Annotated in this window: 21 protein-coding genes; 5 read left to right on the forward strand and 16 right to left on the reverse strand. The window is 34.8% G+C overall.

Going from position 1 to position 18,002, the window contains the following annotated elements; genetic code table 11:
- Positions 1 to 46: 46 nt before the first annotated feature.
- Positions 47 to 1,120 carry a serine hydrolase domain-containing protein gene (locus tag CDH49_RS08400; RefSeq protein WP_100615063.1) on the forward strand — a complete coding sequence of 358 codons (1,074 nt, stop codon included), beginning with the start codon at positions 47 to 49 and terminating at the stop codon, positions 1,118 to 1,120.
- 75 nt (positions 1,121 to 1,195) lie between these two features.
- Here the strand turns inward: CDH49_RS08400 and ftsY are convergent, their stop codons facing one another.
- From ftsY to recR, 13 genes are all read right to left on the reverse strand, one after another.
- The gene (gene ftsY, locus CDH49_RS08405; protein WP_239970620.1) at positions 1,196 to 2,149 is read right to left on the reverse strand and encodes a signal recognition particle-docking protein FtsY; all 954 of its coding nucleotides are present in this window, start codon (positions 2,147 to 2,149) and stop codon (positions 1,196 to 1,198) included.
- 192 nt (positions 2,150 to 2,341) lie between these two features.
- Positions 2,342 to 2,494, reverse strand: a complete 153-nt coding sequence (locus CDH49_RS08410) for a DUF4295 domain-containing protein (protein WP_100615065.1) — start codon at positions 2,492 to 2,494, stop codon at positions 2,342 to 2,344.
- A gap of 34 nt (positions 2,495 to 2,528) precedes the next feature.
- The gene (gene rpmG, locus CDH49_RS08415; protein ID WP_100612071.1) at positions 2,529 to 2,711 is read right to left on the reverse strand and encodes a 50S ribosomal protein L33; all 183 of its coding nucleotides are present in this window, start codon (positions 2,709 to 2,711) and stop codon (positions 2,529 to 2,531) included.
- A 27-nt stretch (positions 2,712 to 2,738) separates the two neighbouring features.
- Positions 2,739 to 2,975 carry a 50S ribosomal protein L28 gene (gene rpmB, locus CDH49_RS08420; RefSeq protein ID WP_100612069.1) on the reverse strand — a complete coding sequence of 79 codons (237 nt, stop codon included), beginning with the start codon at positions 2,973 to 2,975 and terminating at the stop codon, positions 2,739 to 2,741.
- Positions 2,976 to 3,056: 81 nt separating this feature from the next.
- On the reverse strand, positions 3,057 to 4,307 hold the full coding sequence (locus tag CDH49_RS08425; RefSeq protein ID WP_100615066.1) for a competence/damage-inducible protein A: 1,251 nt from the start codon (positions 4,305 to 4,307) through the stop codon (positions 3,057 to 3,059).
- Positions 4,307 to 4,648, reverse strand: coding sequence for an Hpt domain-containing protein (locus CDH49_RS08430; protein WP_100615067.1), 342 nt, complete (start codon positions 4,646 to 4,648; stop codon positions 4,307 to 4,309). The genes CDH49_RS08425 and CDH49_RS08430 overlap by 1 nt, the downstream gene beginning before the upstream one ends.
- Positions 4,649 to 5,260, reverse strand: a complete 612-nt coding sequence (locus tag CDH49_RS08435; protein ID WP_100615068.1) for a fumarylacetoacetate hydrolase family protein — start codon at positions 5,258 to 5,260, stop codon at positions 4,649 to 4,651.
- An 84-nt stretch (positions 5,261 to 5,344) separates the two neighbouring features.
- Complete coding sequence (locus CDH49_RS08440; protein WP_100615069.1) at positions 5,345 to 6,121, reverse strand: 3'-5' exonuclease; 777 nt, start codon at positions 6,119 to 6,121, stop codon at positions 5,345 to 5,347.
- A gap of 103 nt (positions 6,122 to 6,224) precedes the next feature.
- Complete coding sequence (locus CDH49_RS08445; protein ID WP_100615070.1) at positions 6,225 to 7,622, reverse strand: dihydrolipoamide acetyltransferase family protein; 1,398 nt, start codon at positions 7,620 to 7,622, stop codon at positions 6,225 to 6,227.
- 131 nt (positions 7,623 to 7,753) lie between these two features.
- The gene (locus CDH49_RS08450; protein WP_157805290.1) at positions 7,754 to 8,368 is read right to left on the reverse strand and encodes a haloacid dehalogenase-like hydrolase; all 615 of its coding nucleotides are present in this window, start codon (positions 8,366 to 8,368) and stop codon (positions 7,754 to 7,756) included.
- Between the two features lie 4 nt (positions 8,369 to 8,372).
- The gene (locus CDH49_RS08455) at positions 8,373 to 8,942 is read right to left on the reverse strand and encodes a phosphoribosyltransferase (protein ID WP_100615072.1); all 570 of its coding nucleotides are present in this window, start codon (positions 8,940 to 8,942) and stop codon (positions 8,373 to 8,375) included.
- Positions 8,939 to 9,853, reverse strand: coding sequence for a glycosyltransferase family 2 protein (locus CDH49_RS08460; RefSeq protein ID WP_100615073.1), 915 nt, complete (start codon positions 9,851 to 9,853; stop codon positions 8,939 to 8,941). The genes CDH49_RS08455 and CDH49_RS08460 overlap by 4 nt, the downstream gene beginning before the upstream one ends.
- A gap of 29 nt (positions 9,854 to 9,882) precedes the next feature.
- Positions 9,883 to 10,500: a recombination mediator RecR gene (gene recR, locus CDH49_RS08465; RefSeq protein WP_100615239.1), complete on the reverse strand. Its 618-nt coding sequence runs from the start codon at positions 10,498 to 10,500 to the stop codon at positions 9,883 to 9,885.
- A gap of 111 nt (positions 10,501 to 10,611) precedes the next feature.
- Between recR and CDH49_RS08470 the strand changes: the two genes are divergently transcribed.
- Positions 10,612 to 12,069, forward strand: coding sequence for a sodium:solute symporter (locus CDH49_RS08470; protein WP_100615074.1), 1,458 nt, complete (start codon positions 10,612 to 10,614; stop codon positions 12,067 to 12,069).
- Here the strand turns inward: CDH49_RS08470 and CDH49_RS08475 are convergent.
- On the reverse strand, positions 12,046 to 12,408 hold the full coding sequence (locus tag CDH49_RS08475) for a CoA-binding protein (RefSeq protein ID WP_100615075.1): 363 nt from the start codon (positions 12,406 to 12,408) through the stop codon (positions 12,046 to 12,048). The genes CDH49_RS08470 and CDH49_RS08475 overlap by 24 nt on opposite strands.
- Before the next feature lie 83 nt (positions 12,409 to 12,491).
- Here CDH49_RS08475 and CDH49_RS08480 point away from each other — a divergent pair, with 83 nt between their 5' ends.
- Positions 12,492 to 13,202 carry a carboxypeptidase-like regulatory domain-containing protein gene (locus tag CDH49_RS08480; protein WP_100615076.1) on the forward strand — a complete coding sequence of 237 codons (711 nt, stop codon included), beginning with the start codon at positions 12,492 to 12,494 and terminating at the stop codon, positions 13,200 to 13,202.
- A 199-nt stretch (positions 13,203 to 13,401) separates the two neighbouring features.
- Here CDH49_RS08480 and CDH49_RS08485 read toward each other — a convergent pair whose 3' ends face one another.
- Complete coding sequence (locus CDH49_RS08485; protein ID WP_100615077.1) at positions 13,402 to 14,406, reverse strand: 3-oxoacyl-ACP synthase III family protein; 1,005 nt, start codon at positions 14,404 to 14,406, stop codon at positions 13,402 to 13,404.
- Between the two features lie 191 nt (positions 14,407 to 14,597).
- Between CDH49_RS08485 and htpG the strand changes: the two genes are divergently transcribed.
- Positions 14,598 to 16,508 carry a molecular chaperone HtpG gene (gene htpG, locus CDH49_RS08490; protein WP_100615078.1) on the forward strand — a complete coding sequence of 637 codons (1,911 nt, stop codon included), beginning with the start codon at positions 14,598 to 14,600 and terminating at the stop codon, positions 16,506 to 16,508.
- A 157-nt stretch (positions 16,509 to 16,665) separates the two neighbouring features.
- On the opposite strand, the gene CDH49_RS15635 is transcribed toward htpG, so the two are convergent.
- Positions 16,666 to 16,989, reverse strand: coding sequence for a hypothetical protein (locus tag CDH49_RS15635; protein ID WP_157805291.1), 324 nt, complete (start codon positions 16,987 to 16,989; stop codon positions 16,666 to 16,668).
- Between the two features lie 196 nt (positions 16,990 to 17,185).
- Between CDH49_RS15635 and CDH49_RS08500 the strand changes: the two genes are divergently transcribed.
- On the forward strand, positions 17,186 to 17,797 hold the full coding sequence (locus CDH49_RS08500) for a YkgJ family cysteine cluster protein (RefSeq protein WP_100615079.1): 612 nt from the start codon (positions 17,186 to 17,188) through the stop codon (positions 17,795 to 17,797).
- Positions 17,798 to 18,002 lie beyond the last annotated feature (205 nt).

Genomic DNA, 18,002 nt, shown 5'->3' on the forward strand with positions numbered 1-18,002 from the left:
TTAAACCTTTTATATATTTGATAGCGTAAAACCCAAAACCTACATTATGAAAAAGTGGCCCATCTTTATCATACTTACTATTGGATTATTTTTTGGATGTTCAAACAATGATAATCCTCCAAATCCAACAACCGACGAGCTTTATTTTCCACCCATCAATTCCAATGCTTGGGAAACGGTTTCTGTTTCGGATTTAGGTTGGGATGCTAGTGCGCTTCAGCCTCTTTTAGATTATTTGGAAGAGAAAAACACCAAAGGTTTTATAATGCTTTATAATGGAAAAATTGTTGTTGAAAATTATTTTAACGGACACAGCGCAACAGCGTCTTGGTATTGGGCGAGTGCAGGAAAAACATTAACCTCAACAGTTTCGGGAATAGCACAAGAAGAAGGCTTGATAAACATCAACAATAAAGTATCGGATTATTTAGGAACCGGTTGGACGAGTGCTCCTTTAGATAAAGAAAACTTGATTACCTGCAAAAACCTGCTTTCAATGACTTCTGGCTTAGACGATACATTAGGGGATGATGTGTCTCCTGAAAACCTACACTATAAAGCCGATGCGGGGACTCGTTGGGCCTACCATAATGTGTATGTAAAGATGCAAGATGTGGTGGTGGCCGCCAGCAATCAAACTTGGAACAGTTATTTTAACACGAAATTGAGAGACAAAATTGGTATGACGGGACTTTGGACCAATTTAGATAATTTAAATGTGTACTGGAGCAATACCAAAAGTATGGCGCGTTTTGGCTTGATGATTTATGCCAAAGGCAAATGGGAAAACACACAAATTGTTCCAGAAAGTTTTTTAAATGAAGCCACTACAACGTCACAAAATATCAATCAATCTTATGGTTATTTATGGTGGCTGAATGGGAAATCGAGCTTTCATTTACCACAATCCCAATTGCAATTTAATGGTACGTTAATCCATTATGGACCCGCTGATATGTACGCCGCTTTGGGTAAAAATGACCAGAAAATTTATGTGGTGCCAAGCAAAAAACTGGTTGTGGTAAGAATGGGCGAGGTTGCCAATCCGTTGAATCCCACTTTCGGTTTATCTGGTTTTGATGATGAATTATGGATAAAAATTGATGATTTGATGGATTGAATCTAGATGCCTTATTAATGTAGATTCCTGCCTACGCAGGAAATCGAAGATTCGACGAAGTCAATAACAGAGTACTTATTTAAAAAACGAATCTACAAACTCAAATTTATTGAATACTTGAAGGTCTTCAATACCTTCTCCAACGCCAATATATTTTACGGGAATTTTAAATTGGTCTGAAATACCAATCACCACACCGCCTTTTGCAGTACCATCTAATTTAGTAACCGCCAACGAAGTGACTTCTGTAGCGGCTGTAAACTGTTTGGCTTGCTCGAAAGCGTTTTGCCCGGTAGAACCATCCAAGACCAACAAGACATCATGAGGCGCATCGTCCACCACTTTTTGCATCACGCGTTTTACTTTGGTCAGCTCGTTCATTAAATTGACTTTGTTGTGCAAACGACCAGCCGTATCAATAATAACCACATCCGCATTTTGGGTTAAGGCACTTTTTAGCGTATCGAACGCCACAGACGCCGGATCGCTACCCATAGATTGCTTAACTAACGGCACGCCTACTCTATCTGCCCACACTTGGAGTTGGTCGATGGCGGCCGCTCTAAACGTATCGGCAGCACCAAGCACCACATTCAATCCTTGCTTTTTAAATTGATAGGCCAATTTACCAATAGTCGTTGTTTTACCAACACCATTCACGCCAACAACCATGATGACATACGGCTTTTTAGTGGATGGAATGGTGAATTCAGTATCTTCCCCAGAATTCGTTTCAGAAAGTAGACCTGCTATTTCTTCGCGAAGGATTAAATTAAGTTCGTCGGTTCCTAAATATTTATCTTTCGCAACTCGGGCTTCAATGCGTTCTATCACTTTAAGCGTGGTATTAACGCCGACATCACTAGACACCAAAATTTCTTCCAAATTATCTAAGACCTCATCATCTACTTTAGATTTTCCGGCAACGGCTTTACTTAATTTACCAAAAAAAGTGGATTTGGATTTTTCAAGTCCTTTGTCTAGGGTTTCTTTTTTTTCTGATGAAAATATTTTTTTAAAAAAACTCATTCTTGTAAAACGTGTATTCGTTTGTTTGTTTATTTGTTTATGTGTTTGATCCACAATATTTATGGAAACGTTTAAACAACTTTCTTGCCCATTATGATCTACTGAAAAATTGTCATTAAAACGGGATGTAAATATAAAACAAAAGCCGCTTTCTTAAAGAAAGCAGCTTTTAAATATCTATAAAGAAGTAAATTATTTCTTGCTTAAGAAATTATCAACTAATTCTGGTGCCATAATTGCTTCAACAAATGTGTAAGCTCCCGTTTTTGGAGATTTTACCATTTTGATAGCTTTTGACAATCTTTTTGATCCTGTTTGTAACGATGCTACTGCTTTCTTTGCCATGATTCAATACATTTTGAAGTTAGAAAACCTCTAATTATTTAATTTCTTTGTGAACTGTCATACGTTTAAGAATAGGATTGAATTTTTTAATCTCCATTCTGTCAGGCGTATTCTTTTTGTTTTTAGTTGTAATGTATCTTGAAGTTCCTGGTTGTCCAGATTCTTTGTGTTCAGTACATTCTAATATAACTTGTATTCTGCTACCTTTCTTTGCCATGTTTTCTTAACTTATTAAATGCGGCTATTATTTTAAAAAACCTTTAGATTTTGCATCTTTAATCGCTGCCGTAATACCTATTTTATTAATAGTTTTTAAAGCCGACGTAGATACTTTTAAAGTTATCCAGTTATCCTCTTCTGGAATGTAAAAACGTTTCTTAACTAAGTTCGCATTAAATTTGCGTTTAGTTTTATTCATCGCATGAGACACGTTGTTTCCAACCATTGCCTTCTTACCGGTAAGTTCACAAACTCTTGACATTATTATATAACTTTAAATATTGTTGTTTAAAAACGAGGTGCAAATATACAAAATCTTTAATTTATGACAATCTATTTATTATCAATTTTTAAAAATTTCTTTTAAGAGCATTTCAAAGGCTTTATTTGCGGCTTTATCAATGACTTTAGAACGTATATTTCCAAGCATGAATTTTTGAGAAAACACGTTGTCTTTTGTAGCAATGGCAATAAAAACGGTTCCGACTTCTTCATCCGATTCACCTTTGGTTGGCCCAGCATTTCCCGTAGTTGCAATGGCATAATCTGCTTTAAACATCCTTAAAACATGTTGCGCCATAGATTCTGCCACTTGAGAACTCACCACGGAATGTTCTGCTATATCATCTTTGGAAACGCCTAAAATATCTATTTTAGATTCTGTGGCATAACTGACAATACTTCCTTTAAAATAGGCCGACGACCCAGCATTGGCAACAAATCGTTCGGCTATTTTTCCACCTGTGCAACTTTCAGCCGTGGCAATCGTCTTGCCAATGGCTGTTAATTTTTGCCCTATGGCCAGTTCAATAGATTCATCGTCATCATCAAAGTCAAAAAACTCATCCTTAACTAAAGGCAATAACTTATTAATTTCGTTTTGAACATCCGCTATAATTTGTTGTTCATCAAATCCTTTGGCAGACAAACGCAACCTCATTCTTCCTAAATCGGGCAAATACGCCAACTTAATGTGTTTTGGAAGCGCATCTTCCCAAGACGCTATTCTATCGGCCAAAGTGCTTTCGCCTAAACCATAAATCAACAAGGTTCTATGTAAAATAAAAGGATATTTAAACTTAGTTTTTAATCGAGGAAGTACCTCATTGCTGATTAAAGCTTTCATTTCAAAAGGCACGCCCGGTAAGGAAATAAACACTTTGTTATCCTTTTCGAGCCACATCCCAGGGGCTGTTCCTAATGTATTCATTAAAACGGTTGCTTTTGATGGCACCAATGCTTGATCGATGTTTACCTGCAACAAGGTCTGCCTAACATATTGCTTCCAAATGGATTCAATATTTGCTAAAACCGACGCATCCATTACTAAAGTATCGTCAAAATATTCCGCTATGGTTTTTTTAGTGATATCGTCTTTTGTGGGCCCTAAACCACCAGTACAAATAATGATATCAACCCGACTTTCAGCATCTTTAAACGCTGTTAAAATATGGGATTTATCGTCTTGAACGGAGGTAATTTGATAGACCGATACACCAATTTTGTTGAGTTCTTTTGCTATAAAAGCAGAATTTGTGTCAATAACTTGACCTATGAGAAGCTCATCGCCTATGGTGATTATTTCGGCTAACATTATAAATTAAAATCTGATCTTATTTCATCAACAGCCCGTTCTACCGCAGCAATTACAATGTTTAGATGGGGTTTAATATCCATATCCTTTTTTTCGAATTTGCCCCAATCCTGCACTTCAATTAAAGTAGCAAGCACCCCAAGTTCGAATAAATCGATGGTAGGCTTCATTTTATGGGCCGCTTGATAGGCATTGTAATAATCTTTTTCGGCTACTGCTTTTTTTAACCGTTCGGCATCTTCGGGAACCTCCTCTAAAAATGCGGCCGCCAACGTGGCGATAAACTCTTCATCGTTGTCCGCCAATTCACGGACCCTAACTAATTTGTAATGCTGTTCCATTTATTTTACTGTTATTGAAAACATTTGTTTATCTTCTATAAATCCTGAGAGCTTATCATTTACTTCAACTTTGCCTACACCGGCGGGAGTTCCCGTAAATATAATATCTCCTATCTTTAATGTGAAATATTTTGAAATATATTCTATCAATTCATCAATTTTCCACAACATGAGGCTTGTATTTCCGATTTGAACAATATTTTCGTTCTTTTTTAAAGAAAATTCAATGGCATTTACGTCCTGAATATCTTTAATGGGAATCCAATCACCTATCACGGCAGCACCATCAAATGACTTTGCTTTTTCCCAAGGCAGGCCTTTTTCCTTTAATTTGGCTTGTACGTCGCGAGCGGTAAAATCGATTCCTAAACCAATCTCGTTGTAATATTTATGTGCAAATTTTTTATCAATGTGCTTTCCTATTCTATCAATCTTAACCAAAACCTCAACCTCATAATGGACATCATTCGAAAAATCCGGTATAAAAAAAGGTTGCTTTTTTAACAAAATGGCCGTGTCTGGTTTTAAAAAAATAACAGGATCGGTCGGTTTTTCGTTTTCCAACTCTTTTATATGTTCTGCGTAATTTCTACCGATGCAGATGATTTTCATTCTAGATTTGTTAGATTTTTAGACTGACTTAGACTTGTTAGATTTTTAGATTTTTAGATTCCTGCTTGCGCAGGAATGAAAAAATTAGCCAAGTTTGTTATTAAAATTTCTGAGTTTAATGGCTGTCAATACTTTTTTGGTGTACAACGGAAAATCGGCATTTAATAGCCAACCAAAATAACCAGGTTCAGCTTCCAACACTTCTGTAACTAACTTCCCTTTATGCTTACCAAAAGCAAAACATTCTTCACCTTTTTTCGTATAACCTATAAACCCCGCAAAATCCGCAAATTGTTTTCTTGTGCTGAACTCCGCCAAAAACTTGGTATCATTTTCAATCTCTTTGTACTTCTCTATTTGGGCCTTTAAAACTTCGTAAGTCGCATTAGTATCGGCTTCTGCTCCGTGGGCGCCTTCCAATTCTTTATTGCAATAAAATTGATAAGCAGCACTCAAGGTACGTTGTTCCATTTTATGGAAAATAGTCTGTACATCTATGGACAATCTGTTTTTCATATCGAAATCCACTTCAGCACGCAACATTTCTTCAGCCAACAATGGAATATCAAACCTATCGGAATTAAATCCCGCTAAATCTGAATCCTTAATCATATTATGTATGTCTTTGGCAACTTCTTTAAATGAAGGCTTATCAGCTACATCAGCATCTGTAATCCCATGAATGGCCGTAACTTCCTTAGGAATGGGCACTAGCGGATTAACCAGCCATGTTTTACGTTCTTCCTTACCATTCGGAAAGACTTTTAAAACAGAAATTTCAACAATTTTGTCGGTCGTTATATTGACACCTGTGGTTTCTAAATCGAAAAAACAGATGGGTTTTGTTAAATTGAGTTGCATAAGATATATTTTACAAATGTGTAAAGATACTAAATTGAAAAGTGTAGAAAACAAAAAACCCAACCGTTTTATGGGTTGGATTTTGAATATAATTGAATGTTATTTATATTTCTCTATTACTATCCCAAGCCTCCAAATAATCTTTCACGGCTTTTACAAATTGGCCACCAAGGGCACCATTGACGACTCTGTGATCGTAAGAATGGGACAAGAACATTTTATAACGAATGCCAATAAAATCACCTTCGGCAGTTTCTATCACAGCAGGTGTTTTTCGTATGGCACCCAGAGCCAAAATACCAACTTGTGGCTGATTGATGATGGGCGTTCCCATAATACTTCCAAACGAACCCACATTGGTTACGGTATACGTACCGCCTTGTGTATCGTCTGGCTTTAATTTCCCTGTTTTGGCACGATTCGCTAAATCGTTTACCTGTTTTGTCATACCAAACAAATTGAGCTGATCGGCATTTTTAATAACAGGCACTATTAAATTTCCATCAGGTAGCGATGCCGCCATACCCAGATTGATATTTTTCTTTTTGATTATTTTATCACCTTGAACAGAAATGTTCATCATGGGATAATCCCGAAGCGCTTTGGCAATGGCTTCCATAAAAATAGGCGTGAACGTTAAATTTTCACCTGTACGTTTCATGAAATCATCTTTCACTTTTTGTCTCCAGTTCCAAATTTTAGTCACATCGGCCTCAATAAAACTTTGTACATGGGCAGACGTTTGAATGGATTCCATCATATGATGTGAAATGAGTTTCCCCATTCTGGTCATCTCCATAATCTCATCCTCACCACTTGGCATTATTGGCACTTGAGAAACTTTAGACGTTTCTTGAATGGTGTCTTTTACTACTGAAGTTTCCTGTAGAATCGGTTTAACTTCAGGTTGAACCGAAGGTGTTTCTGTAAGGACAACTTCTTCTTTATCTTGATGGCTTGTAGTTTCAACCTTGTTTTGGAAGGTATTCTGACCATTAGATTTATTTTCTATATATGCTAGAATATCATCTTTAGTAACACGACCTTCTTTACCTGTTCCAGAAATCGTATCTAATTCCTGCTGGGAAATACCTTCTTGTTTTGCAATATTTTTTACTAATGGAGAATAAAATCGTCCGTCGCTGGAAGCTAAAGGACTCACGGTTTCTTTAGCAACTTGCATGGTTTGGGCAACGTGCTCGGCAGCTTCTAAAACTTCTGGTTCTTCAATAAATGTAGAAGATTCTTCTTCAACATTGCCTTCAGTTTCAATAATGGCAATGACGTCGCCAACTTGCACCACGTCATCTACATGAAAACATTTTTCAACTAAAACACCTTCCACCTCACTAGGCACTTCACTATCTACTTTATCTGTTGCTATTTCTAAAACAGCTTCATCAAGCTCAATGGTGTCGCCAACTTCTTTTAACCATGATGTGATGGTTGCTTCTGCAACACTTTCTCCCATTTTTGGTAATTTAAGTTCAAATTTTGCCATATTTATAAAGTAATCTGGTATTTTTATTTGTGATGCAAAATTAGTGAAAAATCAATAATTCTTTTAGATTAATCGAAAACTAATATTATTGATATACTAACAAACTGGCTTTAATTGATTTTAGTATTTCTTTATATCCTTGATTTAAAAGTTATGTCCCTTTTATATAATTCCTTCTCTATAAATTGGTTTGGATTGTAAATAACATTATTGAGTGCCACATTCATAAGAGGCAAATCGTCCAAATGATCAGTAACAAATGTGTCTAATTGATAATTCCCAATGCTTTGAAGATATTGAAGCACATTGTTTTTCTTCACCTCACCTTTATTCTCGTAATCTGCGCTGTATGATTTAGTTGGAAATTCCGTTGCCAAACAAACATCAAATTTTTCATTTTTGGCAATAATATTGGCATAGCAAGATGGCGCTGCTGTTGCTAAAATTTTTATGCTGAACTCTGGGTTGTATATTTCTTCTATATGTCTTTTGTGTTTTTTTATACTTTCCACAAACCTGCTATAATCTAATTTATATGGTTCTGTTGTTTTTAAAACATAATATTTCATCTTAGCATGTGTTACAAAACGAAACAATCTTAACAACATAATCCAGAAAAGTGCTGAAAACAGGTAGAATTTAAATTTTCTAAAACTAAAAAAGACAATGAATTTCAGAAAATAATGGAACGTATTGATAGTGTAGAGTGTACCATCTAAATCGACTACTAAAACCCTTTTTTTCAAAATACTATTCTTTGAAATCTTTAGACCACGGAAATCGTACTAAAACATCTTTAAATATATAAAAATCCGGCTTAACTATGGACTCTTCAATAGTCCATGAAATAACGGCTGTTTTTATTTGACAGTCATCAAAAATTCCAATCATATTATTTTTAACTATAAACATGGTAGTTCCCGTATCGATGGCATCGTCAACCAAAAGTATTTTTTTTACCGGTTTATTTAAAGATATATTACAATCTATTACCTGTTTTAATAATTGTTCTTTGCTTATATCCTTTAAGCCATCTTTTATTTGATTGTGTTCATAGACCCTAAGACGATCCGCTATTTTTAATGGCATATATTTCAAAAGTATTTTGGCAAAAAAATTATTTTTGAAATTATCTTTTCTTTGGATTTTTACTACTTCGAAATATGAAGAATCAAATTTTTCCACATCCCTAAACTCGTTTAGAACAAAAGTTCCCCCATTTTGAACCCCTATAATAATATCTGGATAAAAATCTATTTGAGAAACCAATTCTGAACACTTCTGTTTAAAATCTTTGGTATTTAGTGTTATTACCCTCAATTATAAATGCGTTTAATGTCTCTATCCTTCATTTTCAATATTAAAATTCCCAATTTGTAAAAATCGAACAAATATAAGTTGACAAACCCTAGCGACAACATTTTTTTTAGCAAAGGTTGAAAAACTTTAAAACCAACTTCAATGATAGTTTTGAATTTCGCAACCCTAAAATACATATTCAAGAGGGAAACATCTTTTATAAAACCTTTATCGCAATCTAAAAACCCTAGTATTTCAACAAGATTCCCTATAGCGGTTTCTGTACTGGAAATGTACTCGCTATTAGTCTCTAATTCGCCATTTAATATTGGGTTTTCAATATGTCTTACTTTTATATTTCCTTTTTTTAACTGAAAACCAAACAGTGTATCTTCATGTCCATACGAGGTTAGTCTCTCATCAAAGGATATGGTTTCAAATATTTTTCTGCTAACAACAAAGTTATGGGTCATAAATGATTTATGGGGATTTAAATTTCTTTCATCACTTATTTTACTTTCCCTTACTTTACCATATTTCCATCTTAATCGCTTGTTCAGTTGGGGAGGCTGGTTTTCATAAACCCTACCACCACACAACACGGTGTTTGGGGTGGATTTTATTGCTTCAACATATTCAACTAAAAAAATATTCTTATGGACAATTGAATCACAATCCAAAAAAAGTAAATACTCATATTTTGCATACTTTAAAAATCGATTTCTAATGGCAGCCCTTCCAATGTTTTTTTCCAGTTTTATATAAGTGTGTTTTTTGCCTACATTTTCATTCTTTTCTTTGAAAAATATATCGGAACAATCATCAATTAAAATTATTTCTGAAGGGACTTCTAAGGATTTGGACAAACTGTTCAATTTCTCCACCAAATTCACAACATCAAAATTATATATGGGAATACATATTGAAATCATATCTTAAAGACTATTCTAAATCAAAGGAATTAAAGTTTTAATGTAGCTTCAAATGGGATTCTGTTAATAATACTGCGACCTAAGGTAATTTCATCGGCATATTCCAATTCATCCCCTACCGATATCCCTCTTGCTATTGTTGATGTTAAAACATTGAATTCTTGAATTTTTCGGAATATGTAAAAATTAGTAGTATCGCCTTCCATGGTAGAGCTTAGTGCAAAAATAAGCTCCTTTACTTTGCCTAGTTTTACTTTTTCAACCAATGATTCTATATTCAAATCATGGGGTCCAACACCATCCATAGGCGAAATTTTACCCCCCAAAACATGATACAATCCTTTAAAGGAACTTGTGTTTTCAATAGCCATAACATCCCTCACATCTTCAACAACACATATAATACCTTCATTCCGACTTGGGTTTGAACAAATATCACATACATCTACATCACTAATATTATGACACGATTTACAGAATTTTATATCTTTTCGCATGGTTTGCAAAGCCTCAGACAGTGCTAAGGTTTGTTCTTTAGGCTGCCTTAGCATATGCAGCACCAAACGCAATGCAGTGCGCTTACCTATACCAGGAAGTTGGGACATTTCATTTACGGCACGTTCTAGCAATTTTGAAGAGAATTCCATAGATTGCGAATTTACAATTTTAGGTTTAATAATAAATACCAAAACCATTTCAAAATATTAGCAATTGTTTTGGTGTGTAATTTTGTATATTTCGCCTACCTAATTCAAGTTATGCAGCCTTTTCACGTACTCCTTTTAATAGTTATTTATTTTGGCATCCTCATTTTTGTGTCCTATTTAACGGGCAAAGACGATAGTAATGACTCCTTTTTTAGAGCCAATAAATCCTCGCCTTGGTTTTTGGTTGCCTTTGGCATGATAGGCGCATCGTTAAGTGGCGTTACTTTTATATCGGTTCCAGGAGATGTGGGTACAGGCATGTTTGGATACATGCAAGTTGTGTTTGGTTACTTATTGGGCTATATGGTTATTGCCTTTGTTCTAATGCCAGTATATTACAGGCTTAACGTAACTTCGATTTACGAATATTTAGGTGATAGATTTGGAATAGTGAGCCATAAAACTGGAGCCGCTTTTTTCTTTTTATCACGTGTATTAGGCTCTGCATTTAGGCTATTTTTAGTTGCAAGCGTATTACACGAATTTGTTTTTAAATATTGGAATTTTCCTTTTCCATTAACTGTTGTTATTTCTGTTGCCCTAATTTTGATTTACACATTTAAAGGAGGTGTTAAAACGGTGGTTTGGACAGACACTATACAAACATTACTCATGCTGGTCGCTCTAGTTGTTACCATTGTTTTAATATATTCTGAAATGGGATGGGGATTAGGTGATTTTATTGGAAGCGATGCCATTGAAAAATATGATAAAATTTTCTTTTTTGAAGACATTTTAGCAAAAAACCACTTCTTTAAACAATTCTTGGGCGGCATGTTCATCGCTATTTGCATGACAGGATTGGATCAAGATATGATGCAAAAAAATCTAACCTGCAAATCGTTAAAAGATGCCCAGAAAAATATGGTGTCTTTTAGTTTGATTTTGATATTTGTAAATTTCATATTCCTGCTTTTAGGAGCCTTGTTATTTGTTTATGCTGAAACCAAAGGCATCAAAGTTCCTGTCATTGATGGTGTTGTAAAAACAGATTTATTATATCCTGAAATTGCGCTTAACTCCGATTTGGGATTACCAGTTGCCATATTTTTCACATTAGGACTTATCGCTGCTGCCTATTCTAGTGCAGATAGTGCACTGACAGCTTTGACAACCTCTTTTTGTATCGACTTCCTTAATATTGAAAAAAGACCAGAACATACCCAAAAACGTACCCGTAAAAAAGTCCATATTGGCATGAGCGTTTTAATGGTGTTGGTTATTATTTGCTTTTACTATGTATTGAACCAAAGTGTTATTAGTGGCATATTAACGGTTGCAGGATATACCTACGGACCTTTATTAGGTTTATTTGCTTTTGGAATCCTCACAAAATTTAAAATCAGGGACCATTTGGTGCCTTACGTAGCCATAGCGTCCGTTTTAGCATGTTATATCATAGCCAACATTCCTTCAAATTATTTGGGAGGTTATAAATTTGGATATGAATTGTTAATCGTAAACGGTATTTTCACCTTCTTAGGCTTAATATTGATTCGTAGAAAGTAATACCAACGAACATGCGATTTCAAAAGGAATATTGTTTTCCTTTAAAAGCTTATATAATTCAGGATTCTCTGTACCTGGATTAAAAATAACACGTTTAGGTTTTAAACTAATGATATACTCGTAAAATTCTTTTTGATTCACTGGATTAAGATAGAGCGTTATAGTATCTAAATCCTTATAAGGTAATTGCTCAGTATCAATGTTGATGCCAGCAATCTCACCTGCTTTCTTACCAATTGCTACCACGTCATGCCCATGAGCAATTAGCTTTTGGATTACAAAATTGGAATATCTACTCGGATTTAAAGAAGCTCCTAATACTAATGTTTTTTTATTCATATCCTAAAAATAATCTTTAGGTGTAACATATACAAAATTATGGTATCTATAAATTAACTCAATCAAAAAAATCTAAGACACAAATGAAAAAGGCAACAATTTTATTTTTATTAATATGCTTCAATGCATACTTTATATCTGCTCAAGACTCCATCAAAATATATGGGCAGGTAACAGACTTTAACAACAATCCTATTGACAGTGTTTCAGTAAGATTAAAAAATAAAGCTTTTGAAAACCTTTATGAAACCCTCTCTGATAAAAATGGTCATTTTTCACTTACAGTATCTAAAGGGCACTACTACTGTTTGTACGCTATTAAACCCTCCGACTACGGGAAAACAAAATTAGAATATTGGGCGTGGAACATCCCTGCTTACAGCGATTTAGAAATAAACCCGCAATACGAACGCTTGGAAATATATGGCGTTAATGTTATGGAGCCTCAAGTGAGTCCTTGGGAAACCTATTATGTGTATTTCAGACCAATGAGTTTAACCAAAGGCTTAAATCTTAAGCAAGATAATAAACAGAAGGAAATTGACATAGCCCCTTCTTCCATTCAATTAGATGAATTATTTGTTCAAATAAACAATACGGAAGCAGAGGTTTTGAGCATTACTAAAATAAAGGAATATGCCCGAGGCAGTTATATGTTTGGTTATATTGCTCAAATAAAAAAACCTAAAGAAGCATTAACAACAAATAGAGACTATGATAAAATTTCAATAGTACTCCACTCTAAAGAAACAAACGAATATGGCAAAGGTGACTATTTCTATGAAAAAAAATAATCCAATGTTAAAAATTGTTAAAAATTAAAAAACACACAATATCGACGGAAAAAATTACGTTCACAAAGTAACCAATCACCGAATTAATAATTATTTGAGTTAGTCACCAGAATTAAAAATTCGAAAAGATTAGTGTTAATTGCAATTGGTTAATAGCTAGAAAAATCCGAAACTTAGAAAGGTTTCGGATTTTTTAATTTTACCATTTTATAATGGCACTGCCCCAAGTAAAACCGCTACCAAACGCTGCCAAAACCACATGATCCCCTTCTTTAATTTTACCTTCCTCCCAAGCTTCGGTAAGTGCAATAATTACTGATGCCGCTGTGGTGTTGCCATATTTCATAATGTTATTGAAAACCTGGTCGTCTCGCAATCCGAATTTTCCTTGAATAAATTGCGCAATCCTTAAATTGGCTTGGTGCGGAATAAGCATGTCTATATCTTCTTTTTGAAGATTGTTCGCTTTTAAACCTTCCACAATAGCTTCACTAAACCGCACGACGGCATGTTTAAAAACAAAGGTGCCATCCATAAATGGGAAATAAGACAGATCTTCCTCTTTAGACTCCAAAATTTCCGGTACCCAATGCGCAATACTTGGCGAAGCTACAATCAGCTTATCGGCATGCTTCCCCTCACTATGCAAATGTGTGGATAAGATACCCTTTTTATTATCCTCTTCCCGTGTTAAAACAGCAGCGCCTGCGCCATCTCCGAAAATAACCGTGACTCCTCTGCCCCTAGTTGTTTTATCCAATCCGTTGCTATGGTATTCTGCCCCAATAACAAGCACATTCTTGTACATGCCCGTCTTTATAAATTGGTCGGCAACCGAAATAGCATACACAAACCCAGAACATTGGTTTCTTATATCAAGTGCCCCAATGGTTTTCATATCGAGCATATCTTGAATTTGCACGCCACAGCCTGGAAAATAATAATCGGGGCTCAAGGTGGCGAACACAATAAAATCGATATCATCTTTTGTTAAACCAGCACGTTCTATGGCAATTCTTGCAGCTTTCGCACCCATAACAGCCGATGTATCGTCTGTACCTTCCTTAATCCATCGGCGTTCTTTTATACCGGTGCGCTCCTGAATCCATTCATCCGTGGTATCCATCATTTTAGATAAATCATCATTCGTAACCACATTATCTGGCACATATTTACCTAAACCAATTATTCTTGAATTATACATGGCTATTTTATTAGATATACAAAGTACAAAATTAAATCTTCAAAATCCAATATCGTAATTCAAAAATAAGTCGTGTCAGTTTGTCACTTTTAGACTCTTGGCATTTTTGTTGTCTAATCCTATTAAGTAAATTAAAAACGAATATTTAACAGTTTTCCGTCTGCACGGAAAATAAAAAATAACAAATTCATATGACAAAAGGAAATATTAATGTTTCGGTAGAGAACATCTTCCCACTTATTAAAAAATTCCTGTATAGCGATCACGAAATCTTTTTACGTGAATTAATCAGTAACGCTACAGATGCTACTTTAAAGTTGAAACACCTAACAAGTATTGGTGAGGCCAAAACTGAATATGGGAATCCGAAAATTGAAGTTAAGATTGATAAAGAAGGCAAAAAACTTCATATCATTGACCAAGGCTTGGGGATGACCGCTGAAGAAGTTGAAAAATATATCAACCAAGTGGCTTTTTCCGGTGCTGAAGAATTCTTGGACAAATACAAAGATTCCGCTAAAGATGCTGGTATCATTGGTCATTTTGGATTGGGTTTCTACTCCGCTTTTATGGTGGCCGAAAAAGTAGAAATCATTACCAAATCTTATAAAGATGAACCTGCTGCGCATTGGATTTGTGATGGCTCTCCAGAATTCACCATAGAACCATCAGACAAAACGGAAAGAGGCACTGAAATCATTCTTCACATTGCTGAAGATTCTACAGAGTTTCTGGAAGAATCACGTATCAGAACCCTGCTTTTAAAATATAACAAGTTTATGCCTATTCCGATTAAGTTTGGAACTAAGGAAATAAACGATCCTGAGTTTGAACCGAAAACCATTACTGACAAAGACGGTAAAGAAACCAAGGAACCTCATAAAAAAATTACGGTTGATAATATTATTAACAACCCAACTCCAGCTTGGACGAAACAACCGGCCGATTTAAATGATGAAGATTACAAAAGCTTTTATCGCGAATTGTACCCGATGCAATTTGAAGAGCCTTTATTCAACATTCATTTAAATGTAGATTATCCATTTAACCTAACAGGAATTTTATATTTCCCAAAAATGGGTCAGGATATGAACATCCAAAAGGATAAAATTCAACTGTACCAAAATCAAGTGTATGTAACCGATAATGTTGAAGGCATTGTTCCAGAATTTTTAACCATGCTTCGTGGGGTGATTGATTCTCCGGACATTCCGTTAAACGTTTCGCGTTCTTACTTGCAAGCTGATGGCGCCGTTAAAAAGATTTCATCTTACATCACTAGAAAAGTTGCCGATAAACTAAAATCGCTTTTCAATGGTAATCGTGAGGATTTCGAAAAGAAATGGAACGATATTAAAATCGTTATTGAATACGGTATGCTTTCCGAAGAAAAATTCTTTGAAAAGTCTGGTGATTTCGCATTGTACCCAACGGTTGATGATGCATATTTTACCTATGATGAATTATTCAACAAAATAAAAGCCAATCAAACGGATAAAGATGGCAAGTTAGTGATTCTGTATGCTTCAGATAAAGATGCACAACACAGTTATATTGAAATGGCTAAAGCCAAAGGCTATGAAGTCTTGTTGTTGGATTCTCCAATCGTATCGCATTTAATCCAAAAATTGGAAAGCACTAAAGAAAACATATCGTTTGCACGTGTTGATGGTGATCATATTGATAATTTAATTAAGAAAGAGGATACTAAAATCTCTAAACTTTCTGAAGAGCAACAAACTACTTTGGAAACGCTTTTAAAAGAAGTGATTCCTTCTGAAAAATTCATGGTACAATTGGAAGCTATGGATAGTGACGCATCACCATTTATCATTACGCAACCAGAATTTATGCGCCGAATGAAAGAAATGCAACAAACTGGCGGCGGCGGTATGTTTGGTATGGGCGGTTTCCCAGAAATGTACAATTTGGTGGTAAACACCAACTCTAAGTTAGTCGGCGAGATTTTGGAAACAAAAACTAAAAACAAGCAAGAACGCTTGATTAATCAAAGTTTGGATTTGGCTCGTTTATCGCAAGGTTTGTTAAAAGGTGAAGAGCTTACAAACTTTATTAAACGTAGTTATGAGATGATTAAGTAGATTATTAGAACGCTTTGCTCTTAGATTTTAGACTGCTTCGCTTCTAGATTATTAGACTATGTTAGATGAAAAAGAGAAGTTTAAATTAAGCAATTTTAAATAATATGTAGCGCATAACAAAAAACCACTTCGCTTTGAAGTGGTTTTTTTTATGATATTATTTTTTCTTCTTCTTTTTTGATTTCTCCTTTTTAGCTTTAGCCTTTTCCTTTTTTGCTTTTTCCTTGGCTTTTGCTTTTTCTTTTTTAGCTTTTGCTTTAGCCTTTTCTTTCTTCTTTTTTTCTTTTTCCTTTTCTTTTTTATCCTCTTTCTTCTTATCTTTTTTCTTAGTCTTTTTCAATTTTTTGGTCACCTCCTCTTGAGCATTTTCTTGAGAAACTTCATTATTAACCTCCTCCACATGTTCATCAATTGTATTGTTTACTGGATTGTTAACAACGTCTTCATTGGATTCGTTAAAATTTGAAATATGTTCTTCCATAGTGTTATTTTTAGTTTTGTTACTTAATCCTCAAAGATAGCGTATAAAAATATACACCAATGTTAAGTTTTCGTATCCATAAGCTTGCTCTTTATTTATTAAAATTTAAATTTCCCAATGTAATAAATCCTAAAAAAAAATAAATTAACACCCTAACAACCAGACAAATTATAGCGTACATTCGTGAAAAAATTGTATGTCTTTAGAGAGTAAGGTAAAGTTAGTTGAGGGTTTATTTGAACAACTTGATTTAGAGATTTCACAATTTCAAGATCAAACCAAATTGCATTGCCTAACTGGATGTGGTAACTGTTGTAACAATCCAACCATTGAAGCCTCGCCCTTGGAATTTTTACCTTGGGCATTCCATATGTTTTTAATGGGAAAAGCGGAAGACACGCTTAAAGAACTCAACACTAAAGAAAAACATTCCGTTTGCCATATTTACAGTCCGTTAAACCTGATTGATACCACCATGGGAAATTGTAGCGACTACAAATATCGTGCTCTTATCTGCCGCCTTTTTGGCTATGCCGCTACCAGGGATAAATACGGCCAACAACGCTTGGTAACTTGCAAAATCATTAAAGAAAACCAAGCGAATTTGTACCAAGATACTATGGAAGCCATAAGCAAAGGACTTTATGTACCCATGTTTACAGATTACTACATGCAACTCAATCAAATAGACTTTCATTTGGGAAACCAAGTGGTGTCCATTAATAGAGCTCTTAAATTAGCTTTAGAAGAGGTTTTGCAATATTATGCGTACAGACCATTTCCTGGAGGTTTGGAACATACGGCTTAATTCTTAAAAAGCTTTAATCAAAAAACACTTCTGCAAGTGGATCTTTCATCATAATTAACAACTGTTAAATGATGAAAAAAAATGAATACGAAATAACCTTTTATCTATATTTACAATAGATAAAAATGTCACAATGTGCTTGATCTTAAAAATCTGCTTGGTTAGTTTTTTGCACACTCTACTTATTAAATAATATCATAAAAAA

This window comes from Confluentibacter citreus (assembly GCF_002807055.1).
Classification (GTDB): domain Bacteria; phylum Bacteroidota; class Bacteroidia; order Flavobacteriales; family Flavobacteriaceae; genus Confluentibacter; species Confluentibacter citreus.